This window comes from Mycobacterium sp. 1482292.6 (assembly GCF_001672995.1).
GTDB classification, from domain to species: domain Bacteria; phylum Actinomycetota; class Actinomycetes; order Mycobacteriales; family Mycobacteriaceae; genus Mycobacterium; species Mycobacterium europaeum_A.
The window spans coordinates 31537-43075 of the sequence record NZ_LZKV01000154.1 but is presented as its reverse complement, the minus strand read 5'-3'; the positions used below and the strand labels follow the sequence as shown (position 1 = coordinate 43075).

14 protein-coding genes are annotated in these 11539 nt (G+C 68.9%); 9 read left to right on the top strand and 5 right to left on the bottom strand.

Annotated elements, in window-relative coordinates:
* Positions 1-5: 5 nt before the first annotated feature.
* Genes A5624_RS28230 through A5624_RS15400 form a run of 3 tightly spaced genes read left to right on the top strand, consistent with a single transcriptional unit; the run spans position 6 to position 1455 of the window.
* Positions 6-167: a DUF4177 domain-containing protein gene (locus tag A5624_RS28230; RefSeq protein WP_007772224.1), complete on the top strand. Its 162-nt coding sequence runs from the start codon at positions 6-8 to the stop codon at positions 165-167.
* Between the two features lie 11 nt (positions 168-178).
* Complete coding sequence (locus tag A5624_RS15405) at positions 179-646, top strand: RidA family protein (RefSeq protein ID WP_066867651.1); 468 nt, start codon at positions 179-181, stop codon at positions 644-646.
* 5 nt (positions 647-651) lie between these two features.
* Positions 652-1455: an MBL fold metallo-hydrolase gene (locus A5624_RS15400; protein WP_066867648.1), complete on the top strand. Its 804-nt coding sequence runs from the start codon at positions 652-654 to the stop codon at positions 1453-1455.
* A 165-nt stretch (positions 1456-1620) separates the two neighbouring features.
* Here A5624_RS15400 and crp read toward each other — a convergent pair whose 3' ends face one another.
* Positions 1621-2295 (bottom strand): cAMP-activated global transcriptional regulator CRP, encoded by a 675-nt coding sequence (crp, locus tag A5624_RS15395; protein ID WP_036465140.1) that lies wholly within the window; start codon positions 2293-2295, stop codon positions 1621-1623.
* 104 nt (positions 2296-2399) lie between these two features.
* Positions 2400-2795, bottom strand: coding sequence for a hypothetical protein (locus A5624_RS15390; RefSeq protein ID WP_232002263.1), 396 nt, complete (start codon positions 2793-2795; stop codon positions 2400-2402).
* 173 nt (positions 2796-2968) lie between these two features.
* On the opposite strand from A5624_RS15390, the gene nth reads away from it, so the two are divergent.
* The 4 genes from nth to marP are packed head-to-tail and all read left to right on the top strand — an operon-like array spanning position 2969 to position 6392.
* The gene (nth, locus tag A5624_RS15385; protein WP_066867642.1) at positions 2969-3649 is read left to right on the top strand and encodes an endonuclease III; all 681 of its coding nucleotides are present in this window, start codon (positions 2969-2971) and stop codon (positions 3647-3649) included.
* Between the two features lie 30 nt (positions 3650-3679).
* Complete coding sequence (locus A5624_RS15380; RefSeq protein WP_066867639.1) at positions 3680-4348, top strand: TlpA disulfide reductase family protein; 669 nt, start codon at positions 3680-3682, stop codon at positions 4346-4348.
* Positions 4349-4377: 29 nt separating this feature from the next.
* Positions 4378-5193, top strand: coding sequence for a CoA pyrophosphatase (locus A5624_RS15375; RefSeq protein ID WP_066867637.1), 816 nt, complete (start codon positions 4378-4380; stop codon positions 5191-5193).
* A gap of 5 nt (positions 5194-5198) precedes the next feature.
* The gene (marP, locus tag A5624_RS15370) at positions 5199-6392 is read left to right on the top strand and encodes an acid resistance serine protease MarP (RefSeq protein WP_066867749.1); all 1194 of its coding nucleotides are present in this window, start codon (positions 5199-5201) and stop codon (positions 6390-6392) included.
* A 10-nt stretch (positions 6393-6402) separates the two neighbouring features.
* Here the strand turns inward: marP and A5624_RS15365 are convergent, their stop codons facing one another.
* On the bottom strand, positions 6403-7362 hold the full coding sequence (locus A5624_RS15365) for an alpha/beta fold hydrolase (protein WP_066867635.1): 960 nt from the start codon (positions 7360-7362) through the stop codon (positions 6403-6405).
* On the bottom strand, positions 7363-7905 hold the full coding sequence (locus A5624_RS15360; protein WP_066867746.1) for a phage holin family protein: 543 nt from the start codon (positions 7903-7905) through the stop codon (positions 7363-7365). It lies immediately after the preceding gene.
* A 261-nt stretch (positions 7906-8166) separates the two neighbouring features.
* Here A5624_RS15360 and A5624_RS15355 point away from each other — a divergent pair, with 261 nt between their 5' ends.
* Positions 8167-8865, top strand: coding sequence for a serine protease (locus A5624_RS15355; RefSeq protein ID WP_156749034.1), 699 nt, complete (start codon positions 8167-8169; stop codon positions 8863-8865).
* Positions 8866-8875: 10 nt separating this feature from the next.
* Here the strand turns inward: A5624_RS15355 and acs are convergent, their stop codons facing one another.
* The gene (gene acs / locus A5624_RS15350) at positions 8876-10837 is read right to left on the bottom strand and encodes an acetate--CoA ligase (protein WP_066867632.1); all 1962 of its coding nucleotides are present in this window, start codon (positions 10835-10837) and stop codon (positions 8876-8878) included.
* Positions 10838-10990: 153 nt separating this feature from the next.
* Between acs and A5624_RS15345 the strand changes: the two genes are divergently transcribed.
* Positions 10991-11533 carry a DUF4232 domain-containing protein gene (locus A5624_RS15345; protein ID WP_197499528.1) on the top strand — a complete coding sequence of 181 codons (543 nt, stop codon included), beginning with the start codon at positions 10991-10993 and terminating at the stop codon, positions 11531-11533.
* The last annotated feature ends 6 nt before the right edge of the window (positions 11534-11539 follow it).

Here is an 11539-nt window from a genome sequence, read left to right as displayed (position 1 = left end):
GCGGCATGAGCCAACCGACCGCATGGGAGTACGTCACGGTCCCGCTGCTGACGCATGCCACCAAACAGATCCTCGACCAGTGGGGTGCCGACGGCTGGGAGTTGGTGTCCGTGCTGCAAGGGCCGACCGGCGAGCAGCACGTCGCGTACCTGAAGCGCCCCAAGTAAGGCCTTTCTCGATGAGCGCTCAGCCTTCCTGGAAGGCCCGGCTCGGGGAGCTCGGCCTCGAGCTTCCGGAGGTGGTCGCGCCGCTGGCCGCCTACGTCCCGGCGGTGCGCACCGGCAACCTGATCTACACCTCCGGGCAGTTGCCGATGCAGGCCGGAAAGCTGTTGGGAACCGGCAAGGTCGGCGCCGACGTCAGCCCCGACGACGGCAAGGCGCTGGCGCGGATCTGCGCGCTCAATGCGCTGGCGGCCGTCAACTCGCTGGTGGGCATCGACGCGGTGACCCGGGTGGTGAAAGTCGTCGGGTTCGTGGCGTCGGCCCCGGGGTTCAACGGCCAGCCCGGCGTCATCAACGGGGCCTCCGAACTGCTCGGCGAGGTGTTCGGCGAGCATGGCGCGCACGCGCGGTCGGCGGTCGGCGTCTCCGAGCTGCCACTGGATGCGCCGGTGGAAGTGGAGCTGATCGTCGAGGTCGGCTGACGCCCGTGACCGAGGCCGCCGAGTCGCTGACCCACCCCGCGTACGCCAAGCTGCGGGCGGTCACCGACACCGCGTCGGTCCTGTTGGCAAACAACCCCGGTCTGCTGACGCTCGAGGGTACCAACACCTGGGTGTTGCGCGGCCCGCGCAGCGACGAACTGGTCATCGTGGATCCCGGGCCCGACGACGACGACCACATCGCGCGGGTCGCCGCGCTGGGCCGTATCGCCCTGGTCCTGATCAGCCACCGGCACAGCGATCACACCGACGGCATCGACAAGCTGGTCGAGCTGACCGGCGCGACCGTGCGCTCGGCGGGGAGCGGTTTTCTGCGCGGCCTGGGCGGCGAGCTGACCGACGGCGAGGTGATCGACGCCGCCGGCCTCAAGATCAAGGTCATGGCGACGCCCGGCCACACCGCCGATTCGCTGTCGTTCCTGCTCGACGATGCCTTGCTGACCGCCGATACCGTGCTGGGCCGCGGGACCGCCGTTCTCGACAAGGAGGACGGCAGCCTGACGGACTACCTGGAATCCCTGCGGCGCCTGCGCGGGCTGGGCCGACGGGGAGTACTGCCCGGACACGGCCCCGAGCTGACCGACCTGGCGAGCGTCGCCGAGGGCTATCTTGCGCACCGGCGGGAGCGCCTCGATCAGGTGCGTTCTGCGTTGCGGGAGCTGGGGGAGGACGCCAGCGCCCGCCGCATCGTCGAACACGTCTATGTCGATGTCGACGAGAAGCTCTGGGATGCCGCCGAATGGTCGGTGCAGGTGCAGCTCAATTTCCTGCGCGCCGAGTCGTCGGCGTAGGGCGTCCCCGCCAGTCACTACCGCCGCATCGGTTCCGGCTCTGGGAGCGCACAGTTTTTCTGAAATGCGATAGCGCCGGCGCTAACACGTTGTGAAGTAACCGCATGGTGCCCAGACGGTGCCCATGGGGCTGGTGAGGCGGGGAACGGTGAAGCGCCGCGCGGATTAGCGGGCTCGGCGCGCGAGCCGTTCGGAGTCCGAGATCAGCACGCTCTTGCCCTCCAGGCGGATCCAGCCGCGGTGGGCGAAGTCGGCCAGCGCCTTGTTCACCGTCTCGCGGGACGCCCCCACCAGCTGCGCGATCTCTTCCTGCGTCAGGTCGTGGGTGACCCGCATCGCGCCACCCTCCTGGGTGCCAAACCGCTGGGCGAGCTGCAGCAGTTGCTTGGCCACCCGGCCGGGCACGTCGGTGAAGATGAGGTCAGCCAGGTTGTTGTTGGTGCGGCGCAGGCGTCGGGCCAGCACCCGCAGCAGCTGTTCGGCGATCTCGGGGCGGTCGGCGATCCACGCCCGCAGCGCGTCACGGTCCATCGACACCGCCCGCACCTCGGTGATGGTGGTGGCGCTGGACGTTCGAGGCCCCGGGTCGAAGATCGACAATTCGCCGAACATGTCCGACGGGCCCATGATCGTCAGCAGGTTCTCGCGTCCATCGGGGGAACGGCGACCGATCTTCACCTTCCCCGAGACGATGATGTACAGCCGATCACCGGGTTCCCCCTCGGCGAAGACCGTGTGTCCGCGGGGGAAGTCGACGGGTTGCAGCTGCTTGGTCAGTGCTGTGACTGCGCCGGGTTCAACCCCTTGGAAGATTCCTGCCCTTGCCAGGATCTCGTCCACGTTGCCTCTTCAACTTTCCCAGAAAATTAATGTGATACGGGCAGGCTAACCCCTTGCTCGCGTGACGAGTCTAGAGGTACGCCGTTGTGTCCAACGTGCCAACGCTACACACGATTGGCGTGTCGAGGTGCCCTAAACTGCGGATTGACGTGCGAATGGCCGTGTATCCGCGTCGGTAATGTCATCTCGTCGCGATCGACGAAGCCGACGGCGAACGACGGCGCGGCGTGACGCGGGCCGCCGGTGCGCCCGCTCGTCGGGGCCGTGGGCAGCTGCGCGAGCTCGCGCCGACGCAGGTATTCCAACGCCTCCGGCATGCCTTCGGACGCCAGCGTGTGCATGTCCACTCCGCCGGCAAGCTCGAGGAATTCGTCGACGTCGGCCACCGCCGTGGCGTGGGGGGCGAGCTCCGATTCGAGCCGCCCAAGACCGAGCGCCGCCAGCATCAGCAGCACCGGAACGCCGGCCACCAGCAACCACGACACACGAAGAGTAAACATGGCCTTGAATCAACACGGGGTCTCGGCCAGATCACGAAATCAGTACTCTGTCGTAGGTGACAGCGGCGAAGTCGTCCGGGCGTTCGAAATCGGCTCCGGCCCCGTCCGGCGGCGCCGATGCGCGACGGTGGTCGCAGGAAACCCGGGTGGGCCTGGTGCGAAGGGCGCGACGGATGAATCGTGCTCTGGCGCAAGCATTTCCGGATGCGCACTGCGAGCTGGATTTCACGACGCCGCTGGAGCTGACCGTCGCCACCATCCTGTCGGCGCAGAGCACGGACAAGCGGGTCAACCTGACCACCCCGGCGCTGTTCAAGCGGTACCGCTCGGCGCTGGACTACGCGCAAGCCGACCGTGCCGAACTGGAGAACCTGATCCGCCCGACCGGTTTCTTTCGCAACAAGGCCTCCTCGTTGATCGGTTTGGGGCAGGCCCTGGTCGAACGCTTCGACGGCGAGGTGCCGTCGACCATGGCGGAACTGGTCACGCTGCCGGGGGTGGGACGCAAGACCGCCAACGTCATCCTGGGCAACGCCTTCGGGATCCCCGGCATCACCGTCGACACCCATTTCGCGCGGCTGGTGCACAGGTGGCGCTGGACCGCCGACAAGGACCCGGTCAAAATCGAGCACGCCGTGGGCGAGCTCATCGAACGCGGTGAGTGGACCATGCTGAGCCACCGGGTGATCTTTCACGGCCGCCGCGTGTGTCACGCGCGCAAACCGGCGTGCGGCGTCTGCCTGATCGCCAAAGACTGCCCCTCCTTCGGCCTGGGGCCCACCGAAGCGGCGCTGGCCGCGCCCCTGGTGAAGGGGCCGGAGACCGAGCACCTGCTCGCCCTGGCCGGGCTGTAAGCCGGTCCGCGACCGACGCGCAGGGACGCAATGCCTACCTGGAGGCCGACGCTGACCCGCAGGGCCCGCTGGCACATCGCGATCCTGGCGGTGGTGGTGGCGCTGATCGCGGCGCTGGTCGCCCAGCTGCGCGACGACTCCGACAGGACTGCCACGCCCGCGGGCAACCGGCCGGTGGCCGACCGGGAACACCGCGACGCCGATACGCCCGCCGCGTTGGCGGGGCCGCGGCAGCGCGCCAACCTGCCGCCGTGCCCCGGCGCGGGAAACGGTCCCGGCCCCGAGGCGCTGCGCGGCGTGACGGCGGAGTGCGCCGCCGACGGTTCGGTTGTCGACGTCGGCCGCGCGGTGGCCGGACGCCGGGTGGTCCTCAACTTGTGGGCGTATTGGTGCGCGCCGTGCGCCGCCGAACTGCCCGCGATGGCCGAGTATCAACGTCGGGCCGGTTCGGACGTGACGGTGGTGACGGTGCATCAAGACGAGAACGAGACGGCCGCCCTGCTGCGGCTGGCCGAGCTCGGGGTGCGCCTGCCGACCCTGCAGGACGGTCGTCGCCGGGTCGCGGCCGCGCTGCGGGTGGTTAATGTGATGCCCGCGACGGTGGTCCTGCGGCCGGACGGTAGCGTTGCCCAGACGCTGCCACGAGCTTTCACCACTGCCGATGAGATCGCGGCCGCGATCGGCAAAGACAGGGGATAAGCGGAAAAATTGAACCGACTGGAGGGGCCGTGAGTGCTGGGGGTTCGCCCCTGCGGAATGGGGACCCCGCCCCGGCGCGCGGGGCCGTTCCGTTGCGGCCTGACGCCTGCCCGTCCTGGCTGCGTCCGCTGCTCGACCATGTCGATGACGTTCCCGATGCGGCCCGGCGCCGACTGCCGGCCGATGTGCTGGCGATGATCACCAGCAAGGCCGCGTCCGCGGTGACGGCCCTGCGCGGCGGCGGCCGGGAAGCCGCAGTGCTGGTGTTGTTCTCCGGTTCGGAATCCGGCCCGCCCGATGGTGGTTTCCCCGACGACGCCGACCTGCTGGTCACCGTGCGGGCCTCGACCCTGCGCCACCACGCCGGCCAGGCGGCGTTTCCCGGCGGCGCCTCCGATCCCACCGACGACGGCCCGGTGGACACCGCGCTGCGCGAGGCCCGCGAGGAAACGGGGATCGACGTCAGCCGACTCTATCCCCTGGCGACGATGGAGAAGATGTTCATCGCGCCGTCGCAGTTCCACGTCGTCCCGGTGCTGGCCTATTCGCCTGATCCCGGTCCGGTGGCCGTCGTCAACGAGGCCGAAACCGCGATCGTGGCGCGAGTTCCGTTGCGCGCCTTCGTCAACCCCGAAAACCGGCTGATGGTGTACCGCGGCGATCTCGGCCGCCGGTGGGCCGGCCCGGCGTTTCTGCTCAACGAGATGCTGGTCTGGGGATTCACTGGCCAGGTGATTTCTGCGCTGCTCGACGTCGCGGGCTGGGCCCAGCCGTGGGACACCACCGACGAGCGGGAGTTGGACGCCGCGATGGCGTTGGTCGGCGAGGGGGGCGGGCTGCGGTGAATTCGATGACCCCATCGCAGTGGCTGGATGTCGCCGTGCTGGCGGTCGCGTTCATCGCGGCGGTCTCGGGCTGGCGGTCGGGCGCGTTGGGCTCGTTGCTGTCGTTCGTGGGGGTGTTGCTGGGCGCCATCGCGGGGGTGCTGCTGGCGCCGCATCTGGTCAGCCACATCGCCGCCCCGCGCGCGAAATTGTTTGCCGCACTGTTCCTGATCCTCGCGCTGGTGGTCATCGGTGAGGTCGCCGGTGTGGTGCTGGGACGCGCCGTCCGGGGCGCGATCCGCAGCCGTTCCATCCGAACGGTCGACTCGGTCATCGGGGTGGCGGTCCAGCTGGTCGTGGTGTTGACCGCGGCGTGGTTGCTGGCCACGCCGTTGACCCAGTCCAAAGACCAGCCGGAACTGGCCGCGGCGGTCCGCGGCTCGCGGGTGTTGGCTCAGGTCAACGACGTAGCGCCGCCCTGGCTCAAGACGGTGCCCAAGCGGCTTTCGGCGCTGCTGAACACCTCCGGTCTGCCCGCGGTGCTGGAGCCGTTCAGCCGCACCCCCGTCATCCCGGTCGCCTCGCCCGATCCCGAGCTGGCCGGCAACCCGGTGGTGCAGGCCACCGCGCCCAGCGTGGTCAAGGTGCGCAGCCTGGCCCCCAGCTGCCAGAAAGTGTTGGAGGGCAGTGGTTTTGTCATCGCGCCCGACCGGGTGATGACCAACGCGCACGTGGTGGCCGGTTCCAACAGCGTTCAGATCTACGCCAGCGGCAATCCGCTGGACGCCACGGTGGTGTCCTACGATCCGGCGGTCGACATCGCGATCCTGTCCGTTCCCAACCTGCCCCCGCCGCCGTTGACTTTCGCCCAGGGCGACGCGAAGACCGGCGCCAGCGTCGTGGTCCTGGGGTATCCCGGTGGTGGGAACTTCACCGCGACCCCGGCCCGGATCCGCGAGCTGATCAAGCTGAGCGGTCCCGACATCTACCGCGATCCGGCGCCGGTCACCCGTGACGTCTACACGATCAGAGCCAGTGTGGAGCAAGGTAATTCGGGTGGGCCGCTGATCGATCTCGACGGGCATGTGCTCGGGGTGGTGTTCGGCGCGGCGGTCGACGACCCCGACACCGGGTTCGTGCTTACCGCCGACGAGGTGGCCAGTCAGCTTGCCCGGGTCGGCGATACCCAGCTGGTGGGCACCGGGTCCTGCGTCGGCTGAGCCACCGCGCTCACCTCGCCCGGGTCGGGTGCACCTGTTCGAGGAACTTCGTCAGGTGCCTGTTGATTTCCTCGGGCGCCTCTTCGTGGCTGAAATGCCCTGCGCCGGAGATGGATACGTAGCGTCCCTGAGGTGCGTAGCGCTGCGTTCGGTCGACCGGGTCGGCCAGCACGTAGGGATCGGCGTCGCCGCGCAGGTGTAACAGCGGAACGCTGAGCTGCTGGCTCATCGATCTCATGAAGCGCCGGCCCTCGTCGCGCAGCTGGCTGCGGACGGCCCAGCGCTGATATTCCAGTGCGCTGTGCGCGGCCCCCGGGATCTGGATGGCCGTGCGCAGGTGGCCGATTGTTTCGGAAAAGTCTTCGGAGGCAAGCCATTTGGCGCAGCTGCGGCTGCGGACCAGGCGCTCGATCTCGGCGGCGTCGTCGCGGGTCAACAGGCGCTCGGGCCACAACGGTATCTGGTATTGCAGCAGCGTCGGCAACAGCGCGTAACCCTGGTCGCGTCGCGTCAACGTCGATCGCCGCAACGCCGCCGGGTGCGGCGAACTGATCAGCGCGATCGCCGACACCAGCCGCGGATGCAGCAGGGCGGTGGCCCAGCAGCCCAGCCCGCCGTCGGCGTGGCCCACCAAAGTCGCCGAGGCGTGGCCCAGCGCCCGGATGAGTCCGGCCGCGTCGCCGGCCATCGTCCAGCCGTCGTAGCCGCGGGGCGGCTTATCGCTGCCGCCATAACCCCGCAGGTCGACGGCCACCACCCGCGCCCCGCGCAGCCCGCGCAGCTGATGACGCCACGACCACCAGAACGATCCGAAACCGTGCAGCAGCATCACCAGCGGGCGCGACGTCGCCGGCCGGGCGTCGGCATCGCTTGAGGCCTCGACGACGTGGAAGCGGATGCCGTTGGCGTGCACATCGTGATGGCGCCACGGCCCGTCGATGCGGGTTACCGACGGATCGGGCGGCGCCATCTACCAACCCGATGGATCGGCGGCGGCGCCGTTTGCGGCCTTCGCGTGCTTGCCCTGCGACTCGGGGAGCTGCCGGGCACCGCCGGGGGCCTTGTCGTGGCCCGGGGTGAGCGCGGTGCGCGTCTCCTTGACCGATTCGATCGTCTGGCGCGGTCCACGGATCCGGCGGACCTTGAGGAAGCCCAGCAGCGCCAACAGGGCGCCGACCACCACCATCACGCCGAACACGATGAGGTACGCCGCCCAGCGCCACAGCCAGGTGTCGAGCAGCTCGGCGATGAAGAAGAAGAAAAAGAAGGTGGAGTAGAACAGCACCACCAGCGCGGCGATGAAGAAGACGCTCCCGGTCAGCCCCTTTTTGACGTCCCGGGTAATTTCGGCGCGCGCCAGTTCGACTTCGGCGCGCACCAGCGTGGACACCTGGGTGGTGGCGTCTTTGATCAGGTCACCGATCGACGGCTCGGCGGATTTGGCATGCGGGTCGGTCAACGGAATGGTGGTCAGGGTGCTGGGCACACCGTTCTTGCCATCGGCTTTGCTCACAGACGGTCCTCTTTCGTCGTTGCCCGGCTCGCTGTCGTCGCGGTTCATGTTGCCATGCGGTGCCTGGACAGGAGAAGCCAGACGAGGCCGGCCGGGCACTGCGGCGCGGGGTTCGAGAGTGCCGAGGCCAGTTCGCTTCGCACAGAAGGCGGTCGGCGACGCCGCGCGGGCGACGCGCTTTGCAAAGCGACCATCACATGGTTGCCGATTAGACTCGGCCAAGCCGGTCGCGATGTCCGGCCGACCGATGGGAGTGGGGCCGTGCGGAGGGCGCACCGATGCTTCTTACTGGCGATGGTCGCCCTGCTCGCGGCTGTGCTGGGTTCGCCTGCCCGCGCCGCCGCCGCTGACGTCCGGATTCCGATCGGCGGCGGGGCCGGCATCGTCATCAACGGCGACACCATGTGCACCCTGACCACGATCGGCGGCGACGCCGCCGGCGAGCTGATCGGTTTCACCTCCGCGCATTGCGGCGGCCCGGGCGCCCAGGTCACCGCCGAGGGCGCGGAAAACGCCGGCGTGCTGGGCACCATGGTCGCCGGCAACGACAACCTCGACTACGCGGTGATCAAGTTCGACCCCGCCAAGGTGACGCCGGTGGCCAACTTCAACGGCTTCTTGATCAGCGGCATCGGGCCGGACCCCGCCTTCGGCGAGATCGCCTGCAAACAGGGCCGCACGACCGGCAATTCGTGCGGCGTCACCTGGGGCATGGGCCAGGCGCCGGGCACCATCGTCATGCAGGTCTGTGGTCAACCGGGCGACTCCGGTGCGCCGGTCACCGTCAACAATCAGCTGGTCGGCATGATCCACGGGGCCTTCAGCGACAACCTGCCGACCTGCGTCATCAAGTACATTCCGCTGCACACGCCGGCCGTGGTCCAGTCGTTCAACGCGATCCTGGCCGACATCAACTCCAAACACCGGCCCGGCGCGGGGTTCAGCCCGCTGCCGGGCTGAACCGCGGCGACTACTTCGCCGCCCTGATCGCGTCGAACACGCCGGGATCGAGCAGCGTCGAGGTGTCGCCCAGTTCGCGGTTTTCGGCGATGTCCCGCAGCAGCCTGCGCATGATCTTGCCGCTGCGCGTCTTGGGTAGCTCGGGTACGACGTGGACCTCGCGCGGGCGGGCGATCGGTGAGATCTCCCGGGCCACCTCGACGCGCAATTCGTCGACGATCCCGTCGTGCACTTGGGAATCGGAGCGCAGGACGACGAACGCGCAGATGGCCTGGCCGGTGGTCGCGTCGGTCGCCCCGACCACCGCCGCCTCGGCGACCGAGGCGTGGCCGACCAGCGCCGACTCCACCTCGGCCGTGGACAGCCGGTGCCCCGAGACGTTCATGACGTCGTCGATGCGGCCCACCACCCAGATGGCGCCGTCGCGGTCGTAATAGGCGCTGTCGCCGGCGAAATACCAGCCGTGCTCGGCGAACCGGGACCAGTAGGTCTCGACGTACCGCTCGGGGTCACCCCAGATGCCGCGCAGCATGGACGGCCACGGCTGGTCGAGCACCAGGTAGCCGGTGACGTGCTCACCCTGGTGGATGCCCGGGACCAATTGCTCGCCATGGTCGTCGACGATCTTTGCCGAGATGCCCGGCAGCGCCCGCATCGCCGAACCCGGTTTGGCCGCAGCGACTCCGGGCAGCGGCGAGATCATCGTGGCGCCGGTCTCGGTCTGCCACCAGGTGTCGACGATGGGAAGGCGGTCGGCTCCGATCACCTTGCGATACCAGCGCCACGCTTCGGGATTTATCGGTTCGCCGACCGAACCCAGCAGCCGCAGGCTGGACAGGTCGTGCGCGTCGGGGATCTCTCGGCCCCACTTCATGAACGTGCGAATCAGCGTGGGCGCGGTGTAATATATTGTCACGCTGTACTTTTCGATGATCTCGAAGTGCCGGTGCTGGCTGGGCGAGTCGGGCGTGCCCTCGTACAGGACCTCGGTGACGCCGTTGGCCAGCGGACCGTACACGCCGTAGGTGTGCCCGGTGACCCAGCCGATGTCGGCGGTGCACCAGAACACGTCGGTCTCGGCCTTGATGTCGAAGACGTAGTAGTGGGTGTAGGCGGCATGGGTCAGGTAGCCGCCGCTGGTGTGCACGATGCCCTTGGGTTTGCCGGTGGTTCCCGAGGTGTACAGCAGGAACAGGGGTTGCTCGGCGTGGAAGGGCTCCGGGGTGTGCTCGTCGGATGCGGCGCCGACGACGTCGTGCCACCACAGATCGCGGTCGTCGTTCCAGGACACGTCAATTCCGGTGCGCCGCACCACAAGTACGTGCTCGATGGGGCTGTCCCCGTCGGGACCGGGCGCGACGGCCTCGTCGGCGGCGTCTTTCAACGGGGCCGGCTTGCCGCGGCGGAACTGGCCGTCGCTGGTGATCAGCAGCTTGGCCGAAGCGTCGGCGATGCGGGCCGCCAGCGCCTTGGCGGTGAAGCCGGCGAACACCACGCTGTGCATCAAACCCAGGCGCGCACAGGCCAACATTGCGATCACCGCTTCGGGAATCAGCGGCAGGTAGATCGCGACCCGATCACCGGCGACCAGACCGAGGTCGGTCAGCGCGTTGGCGGCCTTGCACACCTCGGCGTGCAGTTCGGCGTAGGTCAGGCTGCGGTGATCGCCGACGGGTTCGCCCTCCCAGTGGATGGCGACCCGATCCCCGTGGCCGGCCTCGACGTGGCGGTCCACGCAGTTGTAGGCGACGTTGAGCTTGCCGTCGGCGAACCACTTGGCGAACGGCGCCTGCGACCAGTCCAGCACCTCGGTGAACGGCGTCTCCCACGACAGCCGATTGGCCTGCTTGGCCCAGAACGCCAGCCGGTCCTGCTCGGCTTCGCGGTACAGCTCCTCACCCGCGTTGGCCTGCTCGGCGAACGGCGCCGGCGGCGGATAGGACGAGGGGCCTGCGGAATTGGTGGCGGTCACTAAGTTCTCTCCTGTAGTCGAGACTTCGCCGTTCGGCGGCCGTGCGCTGGTGGCCGAGTGCGAGCCTAGCCGGGTGAGGCGTAGCTGTGCGAGTGGTAGCCGTGCGCGCGAATCCGGGGTCAAAAGTGCGCCCGTGCCGGATAATCACCTCCTGTGCCGGGTCATGAGCGGGGCAGCCGCCGACTACTTGCCAGCTTTGCCACGGCCGCAACGATTTACGCGGTGGCCGCCGTGCCGGGTTGGCCCGCGTCGGCCATGCCGCTGGAGAGCGGCGACCAGGCCACGCCGTGCCGGTCGGAGCAGGTCGCCGTGACCGCCTCGCCGGCGGAAGGGGCGGTGGGTCATCGCGCGGTGACGCTGCTGTTCACCCTCGCCGGCGGCGCCGAACCGTGCACGCTCACCGGATACGCCTGGGTCGATTCGGGCGCGGGGGGCCCACTGATTCACGCGCGGCCCACGCCGCGCGGCTACTTGGGCGGGCTGCCGGCCGGCACCGACGTCCCGCCCACCGTGCCGCTGTCGATATCGGCGCAGGGGCAGGCCATCGTTGAGGGGATGGCGCTGGACGGCAGTGGCGGCGCGTGCCCTACCTACACCGACCTGCGCGTCAACCCACCCGACACCGAAATGGTGCTGACGGTGGCGGCCACCATCGACGCCTGCGAATTGCAGGTGCATCCCATCACCGCGGTCTGAGCGGGG